An 18,230-nucleotide genomic window follows, 5' to 3' on the forward strand; every position below is an offset into this window, starting at 1 on the left:
GCAGACTGTGAATGGCGATGATTGCCATGCGGCATCATCAGCCTGCTGTCAGGGGTTCGACAAATACAAAGTCGGGATAACAATATGGGGCCCGACGCCGGCAATCACGGTTGCCGGCCGTGCTTGGCCCCTTGCGCGCTATTCCGGCAGGTGATCCGGCACGCCGTCCTCGTCCACGCTTTTCACGCGATCCAACGCGTTGCGCGCCGCCGACATGGCTTCGATCGTGCTGCGAAACCGCCGACTGACGAAGATCTCGAAGGGCTGGCCTTCGGGCTTGTCCGCCTCTGCCGGCACCGGCTCGGCCGCTGCCGCCTCCGCGTCCGCGGGCTTCGCCTTGGGCGCAAGACGCCGCGTCTCCAGGAACGCCCGCGGGGGGGTGCGGCCCTCGGGTTGCGTCGCGTACGCAACCACCGAAAATCCGTTGATCGTCTTCTCTAGCATTACGGTTTCCTATCGCCGCGGCCACAGCCGGCGCAGCTCGTTGTTAGCGACAACGGCCCGGCGCAAGAAAACTTAAATGCCCGAAAAGCAGGCTGCCATGCCGCTCCCGCCGATGCGGCGGCGCCGCCCCTGGAGCGAGCGCTTTTTACCTCGGGAAGGCCCGATGGAAAAAAAGAAGCCGGAATTGATCTGCATCAATTCCGGCTTCTGGCGCCGCTCTATACAAGCGAATCTATTTTGTCGACGTGACGGCATTCATGCGCACGCGCACATAGTCCGCCACCTGCTCCAGCACCTGCGACAGATGCCCGCGCAACAGTTCGAATCCTGCGTTGCGCTCGCGCGTGGCCTCGTCCATGTACAACGGACGCCGGATCTCCACTTGCAGGCTGTGCCGGTTCAGCGCCGGCTGCCCGATCTGCGCAATCAGCTGCACGCCTTTGTAGGGGTCGTTGCGCGCCACGGTGTACCCCAGATCGCGTAAGGCCTTTTCGATCAACGCGATGAACTCGGGCTCGCAGGTCGTGCCGTCGCGATCGCCCAGCACGAAGTCCGCCAGCGGGTGCTCGCTTTGCCGGCCCAGGCGCTCGTAGGCGTCATTGGGCATGGAATGCAGGTTCAGATGCCAGACTGCGCCAAAGCGCTGCTCGACCCGGCCGATCGCCTGCGACAGCGCCGCGTGGTAAGGCTCGTAGTAGGCACGGATGCGGTGCCGCACCTCATCCAGCGTCAGCTTGCGGTCATAGATCGGCGTGGCCTTGTCCATCCGGCGCCAGATCAGGCCCTTGCCCAAGCGGGTCTTCTCGCCTGGCTCCAGCGGCTCGGGCCAAGGCTCGGCCAGCAGTTCCGGGTCCAGATCCTGCAAGGTCCGGTTCGGGTCGATATACACGCGCGGGAAGTTGGCCGCGATCAGCGTAGCTCCCAACGCGGGCGCCGCCGACCACAACGCGTCCACGTGCGTGTCTTCGCCCTGGCGCAGCTGCGAACGCGTCGCGGCGGCGCCGAAGTCTTCCGGATAGCGTTCGCCGCTATGGGGCGAATCACAGACCAGCGGCAAAGCCGGCCCTTGGGGTTCCTGCACGGAAACCGCGTTGAAATCGGCGTATGTCATCGTCAGTCAGCCTGAATGTTGGCGGCCTTGGCCACCTTGGCGTATCGGGCCAGGGCCTGTTCGATCTGGACCTGGAACTCTTGCGGGGTCGTCGGCATCAGCGTACCACCCACATCCTCGGCCTTCTTGCGGAACTCGGGGTCGTTCATGGCAGCGCGCACCGCCTGGTTCAAGCGATCGACCACAGCGGGCGGCGTGCCTGCCGGCGCCACCAGGCCGAACCAGCCGCCCGTGCCCATGTCGGGGTATCCCAACTCGATATAGGTGGGCACGTCGGGCAGCAGCGGCGAGCGCTCCGCGCCCAGCACGGCCAGCGCACGCAGCTTGCCGCCCAGCACTTGCGGCAAGGTCGACGACAGGTTGTCGGTGATGGCATCCACCTGGCCGCCCATCACGTCGTTCAGGGCCGGCCCCGCGCCGCGGTAAGGCACGTGCAGCAGCTTGATGCCGGACAGCATCATGAAATTCTCGATGTTCACGTGGCCCAGCGACCCCACGCCCGGCGACGCGAAGCTGTAGCGGTCAGCCGGCGCCTTCTTGGCCAACGCCACGAATTCCGCCATGTTCTTGGCCGGCAGGTTCGGATTGATCGCAAAGATGCTGGGCACGGCCAGCACGTTGGCCACGGGCACGAAATCCTTCACCGGGTCGTAATTCATCTTGCGGTAGACGGCCGGGTTCGAGCCATGCGTGCTCATCGTCGCCATGCCGATGGTGTAGCCGTCCGGCGTGGACCGGGCCACCTGCTCCATGCCCATCGAACCGCCGGCGCCCGCCTTGTTTTCGACCACGATGGTCTGCTTCAGGTCGCGGCCGGCGTATTCCGCCACCAGACGGGCGACGATGTCGGTCGAACCGCCAGCGGCGAACGGCACCACCAGCTTGATGGGACGGGACGGATAGTCGGCGGCTTGGGCCAAACCGGCAAAGGACAGCGTGGCGAACATGCCGGCAAGCGCGAAACGCGCGGACCGGCCCAACAGGCGGCGGGACATGGGGCTACTCCGAAAATTGAAAAGTCGTTATGGGTGTGCACAGACGGCCGCCAGTGTCCGAACTTTACGATCTCCTTTCAAACGACTATATTGCACTCCTTCATTACCAAAGGTCATGCTCAATGCGCCTGCACTCGCCATCCATGTCCGAGCTGCATGCCTTCATCACGGCAGCGCGCCTGGGCAGCTTCACCCAAGCCGCACAGACACTGTGCGTGACCCAAGGCGCCATCAGCCGCGCCATCTCTCGCCTGGAAGCGCATTTCGGCCAGCCTCTGATGCACCGGAACGCGCATGGGCTGACCCTGACCGACACCGGCCGGCGGCTCTACGAAGGGGCGCAGGCGCCTTTGCAGGCGCTTGAATCGCTCAGCACCGAACTGCGGGCCGACGACCGGCGCTTTCGCCTGACCTTGTCCACCGTCCCTACGCTGGCCAGCGCCTGGCTGGTGCCGCACCTGCCGGATTTCCACCGCCGCCATCCCGAGATCCAGCTGAGTTTCGCAGCCTACCGCCGCAACGAGGACTTTTCGGGCGCCACACCCGATGCCAGCATCCTGTCCGGCACGCCCGAGCAGTGGCCCGGCTGGCAGGCCGACTACGTCATCGGGCGGGAAATGGTGGTGATCTGCCACCCCGGCAGGCTGGCGGCAAGGCAGGCACAAGGCCTGTGGAGCACGCCCCACGGCCTGCTCGGCGAACCGCTGCTCTACCACTCCAACGGCAAGGACAATTGGGCGCAATGGTTCACGGCGGCGGGCGTGCCGCGCGACGAGGTGACGCTGTCCAATGGATTCGACCAGGTGTCGATCCTGGTCCGTGCCGTCATGGCCGACATGGGGATTGCGGTACTGCAGCGCTGCCTGGTGCGTGACGAGCTCCAATCCGGCCGCGTGGCCGCGCCCTTTCCCGACCTGCCCATCCGGCTACGCCGCGGCTACCACCTGTGCGCGCCGGCCCAGCGCCGTGACCACTACGCGCTGGCCTGTTTCCGGCAATGGCTGCTGCAGACCGCCAGCGCCGATCCGGATGTGGCGGCGGCGATACCCCCGCGCTAGGCGCCCGGGGCCGGCCAGAATGGATGCATGAAGTTTCAGGTCGCCCTTGCGATACATTGCAAAATGAAACGGGCCTCTTTCCAGAGGCCCGCTTTCAATGCGGCAACGCAACGCGACTCAAGGCGCCAGCTTGAAGCCCAGGTCCACGCCCCACTTATCGGTTTCACGCAACCACTTCGCCCCGCAGTTCAGGCAGCGGAAATGGTCTTCACGGCTTTCCTCACGCCCCTTCTGGGTCGGATTGGTGAAACCTTGATGTCCCAGGTGCGAATGCGGCGCAACGCCTGACAGTCCCGGGTTAATGCGTTGGCAAGCCAAGCACATAACGCTCATTGATGCTTCCCCACAAACAGTGTTAGCAAATTGTAAGGGATTTCACCAATGTTTTTCTATCAATTCATGACAACACAACGACAATAATTGTTAACGGGGCAATTAAACAACGCCCGGCAAGGCCGCCAGACAGGTCGCCAGATGGTAGGGGGATGTCGACGGCATGTCGGCGCGCACCACCGTCCCGCTGGCGTCCAGGCACTCGAACCAGCCCCCGTCGTGCAGGAATCGGGCGCGGAAACCGGCCAACGCTGAGGCCAGCGCAGGCCAATCGCCCAGCACCGCCAGGACACGCAGATACTCCGTCTGCGCCCAGATACGCCGCGTATCGTCGATGCCCCCACCCGATTCATCCAGCGACGCCAGCACGCCAGCCCCGCCTACATCCACGCCATGCTGGCGGGACCATTGCACCGCGCGCGGCAGCGACTCTGCCAAATCCAGTCCATCGAAGACCTCGGCGGCGCCGTGCACCAGCGACAGCCATTCGAACTGGTGCCCGGGCTCCAGCCGGTTGTCCGCCGTGCCCTGCAACGCTTCGGAAATGCACTGGGTAGGCGCATGGACGAAGAACTGGCTTATTCCTTGCGCCAGGCCGCGCAAATGCTGCGCGAACAGCGCTGGCTCAGCCACCTGGGCCGCGGCCAGATAGGCTTCGGTCAGATGCATCATGGGATTCTGCGCGGGCGGGCGCAGCGGCTGGCTCAAGTCAGCGCTCAGCGCCGCGTGGTACAGCCCGTCGCGGGTCTTGAAGCGCGCCTCGATCGTCGATGCCGTGGTCAACATGAGCTTGCGCGCCTCGGCGTTGCGGCTGCGCTGAAAATAGGCCGCGCAGGCCAACACGACGAACGCGTGCGTGTACAGGTCCTGGGTTTCATCGAGCGGACGCGCATTGGCGTCCACGCTGTATCGCCATCCGCCGTGCGCCTCATCGCGAAACACGCGGCGCAAGGATTCGAACAGGCGGTCGGCATGCTGCGCGCAGGCCGCGCCCGGCGCCTGCGCAAACACGTACAACTGGCGCGCGCACGCCATGGCGCGATAGCGCAGCGGCGCTAGCGGCGCGCCTGTCGCGGCGTCCAGCGATTCATAGGGCAGACCGGTAGCGTCATTGAAGCCCTGCCCCATCCACAAGGGCAGGATGACACCGTCGAAATGCTCGCGCAGCGCGCGAATGTGCTCCGCGAGAGAATGATTGGTCTGTGCGGCAGTCATCTTGGAACGACGCATACCCGAATAGGGCCCCAGGTTTTGGAGCAGCAACGATAACCGAAATTTTCGTCGCAAACTTTCGAGTATTCTCCGCAGCGTCATGCGCGCACAGACCGGTTTGACCGCTTTGCTTCGCCCAGGGCGCAGCGCCCTATCGGAAGATATTTTCCTCGACCCAGTTCTGCGCGAAGATTTCCGCGCGATCACGTGCTTCGTCCAAGGAAGCGCAGTTGCCCAAGTGGGAAAATGCGGCATCCACTTCGGTGCCGCCCTCGGCCGTTACCGTCAGCAAAACGCCATATCCGCCGGTATCCATGGCCGCTGTGGAAACGTCGATCAGTACTTCCTGGTCACGATGCTGCATGTGCTACCTCCCAGTCGGTTACCTAAACGCGTGAACCACGCGTGACGTGGCGGGAGCAAAAATCCCGCATGAATGAATAGACCTGAAAGCGTCACGCAAGTTCATCTTACTGGCGACACAGCACGCGCGATACGTCCGGAAGATGCCAAATCGAACATTCCGTCTCAGGAGATTCCCGTACTGCGCCGTCAATACGCATGAACTCGCGACATACAGCGAAATCATTCGCAAACTATGCGGGAATTCGCGTGTCTGCGCGCAACACGCCGCCATGCGGAAATGATTGATTGGGGCCGGAATGGGACGTGGAGCCGCCGGCAAGCGCCGCCGGCATCCTCGCCCGTCAGCGCACGTGGATGGCGCCCGGTTCTTCCATGCGAAGGGCAAGCTTGCCCTTCTCGGTGATCAGCCAGCGGCCATCAGGGCCCGCCTGTACGCAACGCAAGGTCACCAGCGCCTTCGCGACTTCGTCGGGCACGTCGACTTGAGCGGTATCAGGCTCGGAATTGTCGGCGACAAGTCGCAGCCAATGACCCAATTCGCCCTTCTGGAAACGATGCAATGCCATGCGTGATTCTCTCTTGAATGCCTCAACGATAGCATGCCGGCCCAAGCCCAAGCCGCTAGGCCAGCAGCTTGGGCAGCGACGAAGCCAGCAAGGCGATGCCCGACAACGTCAGCAGGCCCAGCACGATCCGGCGGAATGCGAGATCGCTGATGCCGACGTACAGGCGCGCGCCCAGCAACGTGGGCACCAGCATCGCGGGCACGATCATGGCGAACAACGGCAGCATGTCGCGCGTGACCACGCCTGTGAACACGTAGGTCGCCATCGTCACCGCAAGCATGGACAAATTGAAATTCTGGATCACCGAGCGCTGCACGTCGCGGTCGAACCCCCGCAAGGTGCACCACAAGGTCGGAATGACGCCCGTGAATCCGCCGATGCCGCCCATGATTCCGCCCATCGCACCTGCCACGCCGTCGGCCACTTTGCCGCCGGCGGTGATCTTCGGCAGACGCGTCGCAAATAGCATGATTGGGCACCAGATGCCCAGCAGCGCGCCAATGAAGGCCTTGAATATCAACGGTTCCAGATGCGGCAGCAACATGACGCCCAGCGGGATGCCCAGCAGCCCGCCCGCGATGAAAGGCAGCAGATGCGTCATCGCGAAACCGCGCCGTACCGTGAATGCGGCCAGCAGCTGTCCGGTCAACGAGCCGAACACGGCCATCGCGGCCGCCAGCCTGGGATCGATGGTCCATGCCCAGAACGACATGGCCACCATCCCGAACCCGAATCCCGACAAGCCCTGCACAAACCCCGCGGCCATGGCGCCCACCACGACCAGCACATAAAGCGAATCCATTTCAGCCGCGCATCCAGATGAACGTGCCCGGCCCGCGCCGGCGCGAAGCCATTCTAGAGCGTTCTAGGAAGGACGCAGCACCATTGGCCGCTTCAAGCGCGACGCCACGGCAGACGCGGCCACGCTCGCGCCGATCAGCGACAGGCCGAGCGCCAGGTCCCCGGAAATGCGCTCATGGAACACCACCGACGATACGATCAAGCCGATCACCGGCACGCACAGCATCGCGATGGAGGTGGCCACGGGCGGCATCTTCTGTGTCATGCCCAGCACGACGATGAAGGTCAGCGCGGTGGCAAGCGGGCCCGTATAGAGGATGATGGGCCAGGCATCCGGCACCGCCAGGAAGGCCGGCGCGCCATCGCGCAACCAGGCCAACGCGACCAACGGCACGGTGGCGATGGCGGTCTGCCAAGGGATCATGTCCGCCCCCAGGCGCACATGGCGATTGCCGCGCAGCTGGATGATGTTGCAGGCCCACGCGAACGAGGCGCCCAGCAACATGACCAGGCCGATCACCGTATGCGCCTGCCACGGGCTGAACGCCGGCGCCACGATCACGCCAATGCCCGCATAGCTCAGCGCGGTCGCCAGCCACTGCCCCGCCGACAGGCGCTCTTTCAGGATCAACGCCGACAGCGGGATCACCCAGATCGAAGTGGCGTAGGCGATGACGGACGCGCGCCCGGGCGCCACGTACTGCAGGGCCCACAGCGCCAACGCCGTGAAGGCGCCCATCTGCAGCAGCGCCACACCCGCCACCAACGGCCATTCCTGGCGCGTCGGCAGGCGCAGGCGCCCCATCGCGCCCAGCACCAGCACGCTGATCAACGCCGCCGATCCGAAGCGGCTGGCGGCCAGCCACAGCGGACTCATGTGCGCCAGGCCCAGCTTCATGACAGGCCAATTCCCGCCCCAGACCATGACCGCCCCGATCAATGGCAAAAACTTGCGCAACGTGCTTTGCTGACTCATTACTGCTCGATCTACCGCTTGATTATTCTGCGATTTGGCCAATTGACCAAAGGAAGAAATAGTCTATAGGGTAAACCCCGGCATATTTCACCTGAATTCACTTCTATACACTACACCTCCAGCACAAACGAACTGCAGATCGACAACACCTAGGTGACTTATGCCGGAAATCAACCTGGATGCCACTGACATCCGAATTCTGAACGAACTTCAGCGCGACGCGCGCCTGACCAACGTGGAACTGGCCGCGCGCGTGAACCTGTCGGCCTCGCCCTGCCTGGCCCGGGTCCGCCGCCTGGAAACCGAGGGCCTGATCGACCGCCGCGTCACGCTGCTGAACGCGCGCAAACTGGGGCTGAAAGTCAACGTGTTCATCCAGATCTCGCTGGACAAGCAGCGCAAGGCCGCGCTCGACGTCTTTGAACGTGAAATCGCGGTGCTGCCGGAAATCATGGAGTGCTACCTGATGTCGGGCGATGCCGACTACCTGATCCGCGCGCTGGTGCCGGACGTGGATGCACTGGAACGGCTGATCGTCGAACACATCACGCGCATCCCTGGCGTCGCCAGCATCCGCTCAAGCTTCGCGCTCAAGCAGGTGCTGTACACCACCGCCGTTCCGCTTGCCTGATACGGGGCGACGCTTTCAGAAACTTGCGGGATGCCGCCCGCGCCCGCACAATGGACGCGTCGGCCGCGATTGCGCGCCGGCATCCCTCCCATCGCTTAGCAAGGAGCAAACCATGCCCGAAACTGAATGGTTCCCCGGCGGCACGCTACCCGATCGTCAGGGCTACTTTGAAGTGGAATTCGACACAGGCGAAACTGAAATCACGCGCTACGGCATGCTGGGTTGGGAACCCGAGCAAGACCGCGGCCGCATCGTGCGCTGGCGCGGCCTGGACCCGGACATCGAAGAAGCCGAAATGCAACGCGAAAACGCCGTGCGCAACAACGGCGACACCCTTCTCGGCTAAAGCGCCGTTCCCCAAAGCAAAACGCCGCGGAAAACTTCCGCGGCGTTTTGTTTTTCAGCGTGGTGCGCTTACCAGTCAAGCTTGGAGATCTTCGTGCCAGCCAGCGACACGCCCGCCATCAGGCCGCCGTTATTCATCACGAAGCCGACGATCGGCTGTTGCGCCGTATTGGTGTCGATGCGACCGTTCGCGCCGATATTCACGACGGCCACCGTAGCGTCGGCGCCGATGGTCCAGCCGCTGCTGTTGCGGAACTTGTTCAGCGCATCGTCCGTCATGAACAGCAGCACCATCGCCTTGGATTGCGCACCGGCCTGGAAGCCGATCGAACCCGCCGTGGTGCTGTAGTAGCCGGAATTGGCGCCGCCCACGCGCAGCACGCCATTGCCATGCTCGGCGCCCACGATGAAGCTGCCGCTCAGCACGTCAGGAAATACCAGCACGCCCCTGGCGCGCGCCACCAGTTCCTTGGATTGCGGCGAAGCCTCGTACAACTTGGACAACGTGGCGTTGGCCGCGCTATTCATCGACTCGCGCTTCTCCGATGCCGTCGCGCTGTTTTTGGGGGTGTTGGTGGTGCAGCCCGCGAACAGCAGGCCTGCCACACCGATGGTCGCGGCCGCCAGGCCAACACGACGCAGGACAGGAAAAGTATCAAACATGGAACTCTCCTTTATTGTTGTCTTCCACTACCACTGTACCGGCCAAACTTATCGGCACAAGGCACACGTTGTGATAAACGAAACAAAACCTACCTGTTGCCGCATTCCACACGCGGGCAGCAACATTTGGTAGGGCAATAGCCCCGGCCCGCGCCCTTATAGAATGCCATAACGCGGCTCGCCCGTCGCCTCGTCCACCGAAACAATCCCGGAGAGGACCAGTTCGGCATGGCGCCTGGCGACCTCAGCATCCGCGAACGTCACGAATCTGGGCAATGACCAGCGCTGTTGAAAATCGCCGTCGCCTGATCGGCGAACCGTGACCTCGATAGCCAGCACGCCGGCATCCAGACTCACGATCTCGCATCCCACTTGAAAGCCATCGATATGGCGCTGCGGCCACGCGCTCATGCTTATTGCTCCTGAAATCGCTGTATCCGGGCGCAATATGCCAAAAAAAAAAGCGCTTGAAAAGTGATCCTTTCAACGGGTCAACACGCACTAATCGCGGTAGTGCAAACGCATCTTGCAGACCTGAAAAAACGGGCGAAAACAGGCCTTGGAATGCCAATGGGCCATTTTTTTGATTTACCCAAACCGCGGGCCAATTCCGCTATTTGTTGGCCGCGCCCTCGTTCGCCGGCCGGATCCACTTCGACTCCCACAGGTCTTCGCCGCGCTCCAATGCCGCACCCAGCTCTTTGCGTCGGCGCTGCGCGACAGCAGCCAGCAGCGCATTGCAAACCGAGAAGGCCGCGGTATAGGAATCGAACGGCGATGCGCTGGAACTGCGCGCGACCAGGACGTGATGGGCGGACGCGGCCGCGGGCGCGGACGCCGCATCCGTAATCAAAACCACTTTACCCCCGCGCTGCCGGAAAACCTTCACCGCATTCGCCGTCGCCACCGAATAGCGCCTGAACGTAAATGCCAGCAGCACGTCGCTGGCGTCGATCCAGAGCAGTTGGTCTTCCAGGAACATCGGCCCTGCGCCGCCCATCGGCCTGACCGACGGCAGGCACAGGTTCAGGTACAGCGCCACATGGCTGGCCAAGGGCGCGGCCTGGCGCAAGCCCAGCACGTGCACGCGCCCCTTGCGTTGGGTCAGCAGGCGCACAGCGGATTCGAATGCCCCCACATCGATCGCCGCAAACGTCTCCTGCAGATTGTGCTGGTCATGCAGCAGCGCGTTGTGCAGGCAGGCCCTGGCCGACGGGTTGTCGCCGCTGACCGCGTCCGCGCGTTCGCCCGGCGACGCCAGGCGCGCCGTCACTTCCGAGCGCGCCTCCATCTGCGCCTGCGCATAGCTGTCGTAGCCCAGCTTGGCCAGCAAGCGGACAACCGTGGACGCGCTGGTGCCCACCCGTTTGGCCAGAGCCGTCGCGGATTCCAGCAGGCTTTGCGGGTAGCGCGCCTGCATTTCCTCGACCAGCAGGCTTTCCGTCTTGCTCAGTTTCTTGGCGTAGGTGGCGATGCGTTGATTCAGATTCATGATGGCAGCGGGTCCGCAAGGGGTGGCTCTAGGTGATAACCCCAAATTCCACAATATTCATTGCATCTTATATTTCACTCTGCAATGCAGATTGCAAAATAGACCAATCCGACCGCCTTCACAAGAGAGTTTCATGAAGCACCACTCCGCTGCGCCGTCCCTGATGCGCCGCAGCCTCGTCCTTGCCGGCCTGGGCGCCGCAGTCCTGCCCCTGGCCGCACGGGCCAACGCCTATCCTTCCCGACCCATCACGCTGGTCGTGCCGTTTCCCGCAGGCGGATCCGTCGATCTGATCGGCCGCATCTACGCCGAAGCGCTGGGCAAGGCGCTGGGCACCACGGTCATCATTGAAAACCGCGATGGCGCCGGCGGCGCTATCGGCAGCCAGCGCGTGGCGCGCGCCAAGCCCGACGGCTACACGTTGGTCGCCTCGTCGCAAAGCTCGCATCTGGCCAACCCGCTGATGCGCAGCGACCTGGGCTACGACCCGATCAAGGATTTCACGTCGATTTCGCAGTTGTCGCGTACGCCCAATGTGCTGGTCACCAACATCGACGTGCCCGCCAAGACCCTGGCCGAATTCGTCGCCTTGCTGAAGGCGCGGCCCGACGAGCTGCACTACGCCACGGCCGGCATCGGCAGCATGGGCCAGCTCAACGCGGAACTGTTCAAGAACACGCTGCAGGTCCAAGCCATGCACGTGCCCTACCGCGGCGGCGCCCCCCTGATCAACGCGCTGCTGTCCAACCAGGCCCAATTCGCGCTGGACAATCTGGCACCGTTCCTGCCCCATATCCAGGTCGGCAAGATGCGCGCCCTGGCCGTGGCCGCCCCCAAACGCCTGGACGCGTTGCCCGAGGTTCCCACTTTCGCCGAACTGGGCTACCCCGTGCTCAACGCCATGTCGTGGATCGGCCTGGCCGCCCCCGCCGGCACGCCCGACGACATCGTCCAGACCCTGCTTGCCGCGGTGCGCACCGTCGCCGGCCAGGACGGCATGCCGCAAGCCCTGGAGAAGGCCGGCGCCCTGCCGCCCGAAAACCAGACCCCTCAACAGTTCACCACCATGATGAGCGAACGGCTGGCGCTGTATAAAGACTTGATCGACCGCGCCGGCATCCGCCCCGAATAGGCTTCCATCCCATGCAAAACCCCGCTTTCGAACCCGACACCGCCCCCCTTGAAGTCCTGCCCCGCGACCTCTCGGCCTATCGGGAGGGCAACACCGGCATCCCTTACGTGCACCGCTTCGAGTCCGGCGTGCCCGGCCCGCACGTGCTGATCAACGCCATCACCCATGGCAATGAAATCTGTGGAATGGTCGCCGCGACCCATCTGCTGGACACTGGCGTGCGACCCAAGATCGGCACGCTGACGGTCAGCTTCGCCCACGTCGAAGCCTACGAGGCCTTCGACATCGACCAGCCCTATGAAAACCGCCAGCTCGTCCACAACCTGAACCGCATCTGGTCGGCCGCCATGCTGGACGGCGCTGAAGACAGCCCCGAACTGCGCCGCGCCCGCGAACTGCGCCCCGTGCTGGACGCCGCCGACTTCGTGCTGGACATCCACTCGACCCGCGCGCCTGTGCAGCCCTTCTGGGTCTACAACGAGATGGACCGCAATACCGCGCTGGCCTCCGCCGTGGGCGCACCGCTCGTGCACCTGGTGATGCCGCAGCACAAGTTTCCGGGCACGGGCGTCATGGGCTATGGCCATCACGGCGATCCGCTGTCCGACAGCGGCGGCGCGCTGGTAGTGGAATGCGGCCAGCACTTCGCCAAGTCCGCCGCTGAACTGGCGACCGACGTCACGCTGCGGTTCCTGGCGCACACGGGCCTGATCGACGCCCCGGCCGACGCCGCGCCGCCCCCGGCGCCGCAACGATACCGGCTGCTGGAAGTCCACATGGTGAAGTCCGAAGACTTCCATTTCACCCGCCCGGTCATCGGCTTCGAGACCTTCGACAAGGACGAACTGATCGCCATGAACGGCACCGAAGAAATCCGCTCGCCGTGCAACCACTGCACGATCTTCATGCCGACCCGCATGCCGATCGTCGGCCGCGAAGCCGTCTACCTGACGGTCGCGATCTAAGCCTGACCCCCGGCAGCGTGCCGCCGCACGCAGAACGGATCCGGCACTGGCGCGTGCCGGATCCGTTCCGCTCAAAGATCGGGGATCAAGCGCTTGCCCAGACTGATCACCTCGTCGCACGAGAAGCCCAACGATTCGTAAAAGCCCCGCACCGCGACGTTGCCCGAGCGGATCATCAGATTGATCTTGGGGCAGCCCATCTCCAGCAGCTTGCGCTCCACAGCGCGCATCAGCACGGTGGCGTAGCCGCGCCGTTGATGCGCGGGCGACACGGCCAGATAATTGATCCAGCCGCGATGGCCGTCATAGCCGCCCATCAGCGTGCCCACGATCACGCCGTCCGCCTCGCCCACCAGAAACAGGTCGGACTGCACGGTGAGCTTGCGGGCGATGTCTTTTACCGGATCATTCCACGGCCGCGTCAGGCCGCAATCGCGCCATAGCTGGACGATGGCCGATTCGTCGGCGGGATGGTAGGGCCGGATGGAAAGGGCTTGTTGGGTCATGCTTCGTTCCTTGGATGAGGGAAACGAAGGCCTTGCGATACGCCTCGCGAGCGGGTACGGAAATACACAAACAAAAAGGCCACGAGGGGTATCGTGGCCTTCAGGGTGAAGCGCCGGAAACTCGGCGCCTGAACGTGACTTGCCACTCAACGTAGACGTCGAGTGATTCGTCGGTTGTCTGCCCGGCATGCCGGTGCAAAAGGGATCGCGTTCATGCGAAGGAGCATACACGAGCCGCCGCGCGGCAGGCAAGACCAGGCCAATGCCGGTCAAGCCACGGCAGGCGCGGGCAGCGTTCCTTCCATGACGATGACCGCTTGGCCCGCGACACCTGCCCACACGCCATCGGCGCATGGCTCGGCATGCGCCAGCAACAGGCTGGCGCGGCCCATGTCCACGCCCTGCCCCACGCGCAAGCGCAATATCCCGTCGCTGCGCAGCGCCGCGCGCAACGCCGTCATCGCCGCCGTCGCGCTGCCTGTGGCGGGATCCTCCGTCATGCGTCCGGTGAACATCCGGGCCTGGATATCCGTCGGCGCGTCCACGGCCTCCCCGCCGGTGTCGGTCGTGTAGACATAGATGGACTTCGCGCCGTCCAGCGGCAGCAGCGCGGCATAGCCCTCGGAATCCGGCGCCGCGCGGCGCAGGGCATCGCGGTTGCGCAACTGCGCGACCAGAAAGATCAGTCCGACCGAGACCACCTGCGGGGCGTGTTCGGACGTGTCGATATCGGACGGCGCAAGCTTCAGCGCCCTGGCCACCGCCGCCACCGGCGCCTCGCTGGCGCGGGACAAAGGCTGCGGGGCCAGCAGTTCCACGCCCTCCACGCCCTTGGCGCCCGCCTTCAACGAGATCCGGACCAGACCCGCGGCCTCTTCGAAAATGAACGAATCGGGCGCCGGGCGTCCGGCGGCAGCCCACTCGCGAGCCAGCACGACGGCAGTGCCCACGTTCGGGTGCCCCGCAAAAGGCACCTCGCGATCCGGCGTGAATATCCGCACCCACGCGGTATGTGCAGGGTCTTTCGGCGGCAGCACGAAGCTGGTTTCCGAATAATTGAATTCACGCGCAATACGCTGCATCTGCGCGGTCTCCAACCCCTGGGCGTCCAGCACCACCGCCAACGGATTGCCGCTATAGGGCTGGGCGGTGAAAACATCTGCGGTGACGTATCGGTAGCGCATGGAAGCTTCTCTTGTCCAAGGGGAAAGCGGCAGTATGCAAGGCCTCCGCCCGCGCGCGACAGGCACAGATCGAAAGAACTTTCGTCATAACAGCTCCGTCCCCGGCATGCCCAAACACCCGGCCCGGCACCTGCGTCGAGTAACCTGTCCTCCAAGGACGCATCGGCGCCCCAATGCACGCTTACCCGAAAGGAATGCACCATGGAAAACCCTTTTGGCGACTCCGACGAGCCCTCCAGCGACCACCGGCAATACCTGGTCCTGATTTCGGCTTCGAAAGACAACGCCTCGCTCGCCCAGAAGCTGCTTGAAAACCTGAAGAAACACGTCGACGAACGGGCCGCGCCCTTGTGGATCGACGCCAAGGGCATCGGCGTGCTGCTGACGACGGATCTGGTCGCGTCCGACATCTGGCGTGAAATGTTCCAGAAGGAACCGGGCCAGGACTATGGCGACACCCGCAACATGCTGGTGCTGGAAATCGGCAAGGATTGGGCCGCCCGCAGGGACGACAAGATCGAACACTGGCTGGCCAGCCATGTCGGCAATCCGCTGCCGCCCGCGCCGCGGCGCGCAGACAAGCGGCGCTAAATGAAATCCGCCAGCAGGCGCGAGATCGCTTCGGGCTGATCCAGGCTGGGCAAGTGGGCGGCGCCAGGCACTTCCTGGCCCACGCCCGCCCTGATCAGCGTCGACACATGCCGCGACCGCTCCTGGATGTGGGGAAAGTCGAAACTTCCCCACATCACCAGCGTCGGCACGGTGATTTCTGCAAGCCGGCTGAACGTGTCCAGCGCATCCAGGCTTGCCCCCGCCGGCGTCGATCGAAGCGCCGTGCCATGCATGTCCAGGAACAGCTGCCTGGCTGCGCCCCCGACCCGTCCTTCAGCTTCCAGCGGCCCATCCAGAAACAGATGGGCCTTCATCGCATTGACCCGTTCCAGGTCCCGGCTGGCTTCGGCCTGCTTCAACGCCGTCATTTGGGCCTGCACGCCGGGCGGGTACGCCGCTTCGGGCGCGCCCGGCACCGTTGGCGCGATCAGCGCCAGGCGAAGGACCCGGGAAGGATGCTGCAGCGCCGTGTCCAGCGCGATGCGGCCTCCCTGCGAACATGCCACCAGCGTCACCGGCTTGTCGTGCGCGACGGCATCCATCACCGCAAGCAAATCCCCAACGGCAGAATGGTCCTCCGCTTCTGCGCGCGTCTCGCCGAATCCGCGACGGTCGTAGGCAATGGCTTGATGCGTCGTGCCAACGACGGCCATCTGCGCCCGCCACATCCGACGATCACAAACGGCCGCATGCAGGAAAACGACCGGATCGCCCGCGCCAATGGATTCCATGGCCAACATGGCCCGGCCGGATCGGATCTGATGTAAGGAAGCCATAGCGGATGACGTCAAGCGTTCGTAGGGAGGGCGAAGCGACCAATATACCCCTGCGCCGCACAACGCCTCTGGCTCATGGGAAACTGGCGCCCAGCGCAACTTCATCACAGCTGACGCCCATGATCCGCACGCTGACTGCCCTTGCCCTGATGCTGATGGCCACCGCCACCCACGCGGCTGGCGCGAAAGACTACGCCGCCCAATACGACCGCTGCCTGTCTGAAGCCGGCGCCACCAACAATACCTCGGTGTTGAATTGCTCCAGTACCGTGTCAGCGTCGGTCAAGTCGGAAATCAACGCGCTATACGCCAAACTGCACGCGCGCCTGGCGCAGCAATCGGCGGACGACGCCAACAAGCTGGAGCAAACGCAAAAGGCCTGGCTCGCGTATCGCAATGGTCAATGCGACCTAGCGACGTCCTATGTGGGTTCGCCGATGTTCGGCTATTGCCCGATGCAGTTGAACATCCAAAGGGCAGACGAATTGCGCGAACTGCTGGGGGAATAAACCCCGGTACGTGCGACGTGAACTGCTGGAGAATCAATCCCCGGCGCCGGCAACTCCTGGCGCCTGCTCGCGATACGCAACGGCAGACATCGTCGTGGCCATCATCACCAACCCGATGCAAAGCAGGATGCCCAGCACGCCAAGTGCGATCGCGGCCGCCGACATTTCAGACACGGCCCTGGACAGCAAGGCGCCCGTGATCACCAGAAACGCCGCCAGCAGGAACAGCATGCTCATCATCGGCCACGCGCGCACGCGCCGCGCCTGACGCGTCCGCCAGAAATCGTATTGGCCAGATACCGCAACGCGCGCAAGGCTCGGCGCAAATGTGCTGACGCCATACAGCACAGGCGCCCATATCGCCGCCAACGCCAGGAAGAGGCTCACGAAGAACACGCTGTCGGCGTTGCCGCCCAATGAGAAATAAATAAGGATCGGCACTCTAGCGGTGGCATACATCAAACCCGTGCCTATCACGACAAGCAGCGCAAGCAACGCGACGACCTTCCACTCTGGTTTGCGCAAGCGCCAATCCGCATCATCCGCCTGGCTGCCCGCCACGGTCTGCCGAAGCCACGCGACCGACAGGCGCGTCAACGCCAGCACATTCACGACAACAACCAGGAAGAACGGCGAATACACCAAGGACAGGTGCGGCAACAGCAGCGCGATAGGCAGCGTCAGGACGAACAGGGCAAACGCCCAAGGCGTAGACCGCCATAGCGCGTCGCCCCGTTGCCGGAGCGTACTTGCGGTCAACGCGAAATAGCGGCTTGCCGGGAGTTTGCTCGACACGGGAATCCTTTGCTCGAAGATGTTGATGGAATGCGCCAAAGTTAACCCAACAGTTTTAACCCAACACTTCGCGTATTTGGCATGCAAAACAAGTACGGGCGTGGCCGGAACAACCTGCCGGCGAATACGGATTGTCCGGCTATGGCCCGTTGCCACACCTGACGCAGCGGCAGCCTGCGCCTTGGCGCGGTCAGCGCGGCCTACGACCTTCGGGCACGCCAAAAACCAAAGGGCCGGACCCAATGTTTCAAAGGATCCGGCCCCACCAACCTTTGCTCAAGCTGCTTGCGTGACAGCAAGCAGCTCGGCAGTTAAATCAATTTGATCATTGTCGCTTGCGGACCTTTCTGCCCTTGGCCGGCGACGAACGAAACGCGCTGGTTCTCTTCAAGAGATTTATGCCCGTCACCCTGAATTTCAGAGTAATGCGCGAAGAGGTCTTTACCACCCAGTTCCGGCGAAATAAAGCCGTAGCCCTTGTCGTTGTTGAACCACTTCACGATACCAGTTTCAATCTTCAATGTAAGTCCTAGATGTACAGGGAAAAAATATTCCCGGGACCACTATCGATGATTCGCCTTCACAAAGATATCGCTGTTTCGCAATAACACATCTGACGCCCCGTTCCGCCCGCCTGTCGGCTCTGCGAGCGGTGCTCGGCGCAGTGCCTGCAACGCCATCTTCATCACGACGAGACCTACGAGCTGACGGCGACTGCCGCGAACACAATGCGGTACGCGAACTGCGGGAAACAGGTA

General features: G+C 63.5%; 25 protein-coding genes. 7 read left to right on the forward strand and 18 right to left on the reverse strand.

Features of this window, described 5'->3' with window-relative positions; translation table 11 throughout:
* Nucleotides 1–138: 138 nt before the first annotated feature.
* The 3 genes from ACO6D5_RS09030 to ACO6D5_RS09040 form a co-directional block, all read right to left on the reverse strand.
* Nucleotides 139–444 carry a hypothetical protein gene (locus tag ACO6D5_RS09030; RefSeq protein WP_315528221.1) on the reverse strand — a complete coding sequence of 102 codons (306 nt, stop codon included), beginning with the start codon at nucleotides 442–444 and terminating at the stop codon, nucleotides 139–141.
* A gap of 232 nt (nucleotides 445–676) precedes the next feature.
* Complete coding sequence (locus tag ACO6D5_RS09035) at nucleotides 677–1,555, reverse strand: N-formylglutamate amidohydrolase (RefSeq protein ID WP_315528219.1); 879 nt, start codon at nucleotides 1,553–1,555, stop codon at nucleotides 677–679.
* Between the two features lie 2 nt (nucleotides 1,556–1,557).
* A complete protein-coding gene (locus ACO6D5_RS09040; RefSeq protein ID WP_315528218.1) occupies nucleotides 1,558–2,550 on the reverse strand; it encodes a tripartite tricarboxylate transporter substrate-binding protein in 993 nt (330 codons plus the stop codon).
* A 122-nt stretch (nucleotides 2,551–2,672) separates the two neighbouring features.
* Here ACO6D5_RS09040 and ACO6D5_RS09045 point away from each other — a divergent pair, with 122 nt between their 5' ends.
* On the forward strand, nucleotides 2,673–3,608 hold the full coding sequence (locus ACO6D5_RS09045) for a LysR substrate-binding domain-containing protein (RefSeq protein ID WP_485825189.1): 936 nt from the start codon (nucleotides 2,673–2,675) through the stop codon (nucleotides 3,606–3,608).
* Between the two features lie 117 nt (nucleotides 3,609–3,725).
* Here ACO6D5_RS09045 and ACO6D5_RS09050 read toward each other — a convergent pair whose 3' ends face one another.
* From ACO6D5_RS09050 to ACO6D5_RS09075, 6 genes are all read right to left on the reverse strand, one after another.
* A complete protein-coding gene (locus tag ACO6D5_RS09050; RefSeq protein WP_006226934.1) occupies nucleotides 3,726–3,941 on the reverse strand; it encodes a hypothetical protein in 216 nt (71 codons plus the stop codon).
* A 102-nt stretch (nucleotides 3,942–4,043) separates the two neighbouring features.
* Nucleotides 4,044–5,156: an AGE family epimerase/isomerase gene (locus ACO6D5_RS09055; protein WP_485825190.1), complete on the reverse strand. Its 1,113-nt coding sequence runs from the start codon at nucleotides 5,154–5,156 to the stop codon at nucleotides 4,044–4,046.
* A 148-nt stretch (nucleotides 5,157–5,304) separates the two neighbouring features.
* Nucleotides 5,305–5,517 carry a hypothetical protein gene (locus ACO6D5_RS09060; RefSeq protein WP_006218759.1) on the reverse strand — a complete coding sequence of 71 codons (213 nt, stop codon included), beginning with the start codon at nucleotides 5,515–5,517 and terminating at the stop codon, nucleotides 5,305–5,307.
* A gap of 343 nt (nucleotides 5,518–5,860) precedes the next feature.
* Complete coding sequence (locus ACO6D5_RS09065; protein WP_006226936.1) at nucleotides 5,861–6,085, reverse strand: hypothetical protein; 225 nt, start codon at nucleotides 6,083–6,085, stop codon at nucleotides 5,861–5,863.
* A 55-nt stretch (nucleotides 6,086–6,140) separates the two neighbouring features.
* Nucleotides 6,141–6,887, reverse strand: coding sequence for a sulfite exporter TauE/SafE family protein (locus ACO6D5_RS09070; protein ID WP_485825191.1), 747 nt, complete (start codon nucleotides 6,885–6,887; stop codon nucleotides 6,141–6,143).
* Between the two features lie 63 nt (nucleotides 6,888–6,950).
* Nucleotides 6,951–7,862, reverse strand: a complete 912-nt coding sequence (locus ACO6D5_RS09075; RefSeq protein WP_315528212.1) for an EamA family transporter — start codon at nucleotides 7,860–7,862, stop codon at nucleotides 6,951–6,953.
* Between the two features lie 160 nt (nucleotides 7,863–8,022).
* Between ACO6D5_RS09075 and ACO6D5_RS09080 the strand changes: the two genes are divergently transcribed.
* Nucleotides 8,023–8,493, forward strand: a complete 471-nt coding sequence (locus ACO6D5_RS09080) for an Lrp/AsnC family transcriptional regulator (protein WP_006226939.1) — start codon at nucleotides 8,023–8,025, stop codon at nucleotides 8,491–8,493.
* A 112-nt stretch (nucleotides 8,494–8,605) separates the two neighbouring features.
* Nucleotides 8,606–8,839: a hypothetical protein gene (locus tag ACO6D5_RS09085; RefSeq protein ID WP_315528211.1), complete on the forward strand. Its 234-nt coding sequence runs from the start codon at nucleotides 8,606–8,608 to the stop codon at nucleotides 8,837–8,839.
* 68 nt (nucleotides 8,840–8,907) lie between these two features.
* Here the strand turns inward: ACO6D5_RS09085 and ACO6D5_RS09090 are convergent, their stop codons facing one another.
* The 3 genes from ACO6D5_RS09090 to ACO6D5_RS09100 form a co-directional block, all read right to left on the reverse strand.
* Nucleotides 8,908–9,501, reverse strand: a complete 594-nt coding sequence (locus ACO6D5_RS09090; RefSeq protein ID WP_315528210.1) for a BPSL1445 family SYLF domain-containing lipoprotein — start codon at nucleotides 9,499–9,501, stop codon at nucleotides 8,908–8,910.
* A gap of 156 nt (nucleotides 9,502–9,657) precedes the next feature.
* Nucleotides 9,658–9,912 (reverse strand): hypothetical protein, encoded by a 255-nt coding sequence (locus tag ACO6D5_RS09095; RefSeq protein ID WP_315528209.1) that lies wholly within the window; start codon nucleotides 9,910–9,912, stop codon nucleotides 9,658–9,660.
* Nucleotides 9,913–10,114: 202 nt separating this feature from the next.
* Nucleotides 10,115–10,993, reverse strand: coding sequence for an SIS domain-containing protein (locus ACO6D5_RS09100; RefSeq protein ID WP_315528208.1), 879 nt, complete (start codon nucleotides 10,991–10,993; stop codon nucleotides 10,115–10,117).
* Nucleotides 10,994–11,126: 133 nt separating this feature from the next.
* Between ACO6D5_RS09100 and ACO6D5_RS09105 the strand changes: the two genes are divergently transcribed.
* Together ACO6D5_RS09105 and ACO6D5_RS09110 are read left to right on the forward strand one after the other, a co-directional pair.
* Nucleotides 11,127–12,125, forward strand: a complete 999-nt coding sequence (locus tag ACO6D5_RS09105) for a Bug family tripartite tricarboxylate transporter substrate binding protein (RefSeq protein ID WP_315528207.1) — start codon at nucleotides 11,127–11,129, stop codon at nucleotides 12,123–12,125.
* An 11-nt stretch (nucleotides 12,126–12,136) separates the two neighbouring features.
* Complete coding sequence (locus tag ACO6D5_RS09110) at nucleotides 12,137–13,090, forward strand: M14 family metallopeptidase (RefSeq protein ID WP_315528205.1); 954 nt, start codon at nucleotides 12,137–12,139, stop codon at nucleotides 13,088–13,090.
* A gap of 71 nt (nucleotides 13,091–13,161) precedes the next feature.
* Here the strand turns inward: ACO6D5_RS09110 and ACO6D5_RS09115 are convergent, their stop codons facing one another.
* The gene (locus tag ACO6D5_RS09115; RefSeq protein ID WP_315528204.1) at nucleotides 13,162–13,596 is read right to left on the reverse strand and encodes a GNAT family acetyltransferase; all 435 of its coding nucleotides are present in this window, start codon (nucleotides 13,594–13,596) and stop codon (nucleotides 13,162–13,164) included.
* Nucleotides 13,597–13,865: 269 nt separating this feature from the next.
* The gene (locus tag ACO6D5_RS09120) at nucleotides 13,866–14,780 is read right to left on the reverse strand and encodes a PhzF family phenazine biosynthesis protein (RefSeq protein WP_485825192.1); all 915 of its coding nucleotides are present in this window, start codon (nucleotides 14,778–14,780) and stop codon (nucleotides 13,866–13,868) included.
* A 201-nt stretch (nucleotides 14,781–14,981) separates the two neighbouring features.
* Between ACO6D5_RS09120 and ACO6D5_RS09125 the strand changes: the two genes are divergently transcribed.
* Nucleotides 14,982–15,371 carry a hypothetical protein gene (locus tag ACO6D5_RS09125; RefSeq protein WP_006226948.1) on the forward strand — a complete coding sequence of 130 codons (390 nt, stop codon included), beginning with the start codon at nucleotides 14,982–14,984 and terminating at the stop codon, nucleotides 15,369–15,371.
* Here ACO6D5_RS09125 and ACO6D5_RS09130 read toward each other — a convergent pair.
* Nucleotides 15,368–16,273: an alpha/beta fold hydrolase gene (locus ACO6D5_RS09130; protein ID WP_485825193.1), complete on the reverse strand. Its 906-nt coding sequence runs from the start codon at nucleotides 16,271–16,273 to the stop codon at nucleotides 15,368–15,370. The two genes, ACO6D5_RS09125 and ACO6D5_RS09130, sit on opposite strands and share 4 nt — an antisense overlap.
* Before the next feature lie 14 nt (nucleotides 16,274–16,287).
* On the opposite strand from ACO6D5_RS09130, the gene ACO6D5_RS09135 reads away from it, so the two are divergent.
* Nucleotides 16,288–16,677, forward strand: coding sequence for a lysozyme inhibitor LprI family protein (locus ACO6D5_RS09135; RefSeq protein ID WP_485825194.1), 390 nt, complete (start codon nucleotides 16,288–16,290; stop codon nucleotides 16,675–16,677).
* Nucleotides 16,678–16,710: 33 nt separating this feature from the next.
* On the opposite strand, the gene ACO6D5_RS09140 is transcribed toward ACO6D5_RS09135, so the two are convergent.
* From ACO6D5_RS09140 to ACO6D5_RS09150, 3 genes are all read right to left on the reverse strand, one after another.
* Entirely contained in the window at nucleotides 16,711–17,715 is a 1,005-nt protein-coding gene (locus ACO6D5_RS09140) for a hypothetical protein (protein ID WP_485825195.1), read from the reverse strand.
* Nucleotides 17,716–17,783: 68 nt separating this feature from the next.
* Complete coding sequence (locus ACO6D5_RS09145) at nucleotides 17,784–17,993, reverse strand: cold-shock protein (protein ID WP_105558848.1); 210 nt, start codon at nucleotides 17,991–17,993, stop codon at nucleotides 17,784–17,786.
* Between the two features lie 42 nt (nucleotides 17,994–18,035).
* The coding region (locus ACO6D5_RS09150) for a hypothetical protein (RefSeq protein ID WP_485825196.1) at nucleotides 18,036–18,230 on the reverse strand (195 nt) is incomplete at its 5' end.

This window comes from Achromobacter sp. (assembly GCF_057314935.1).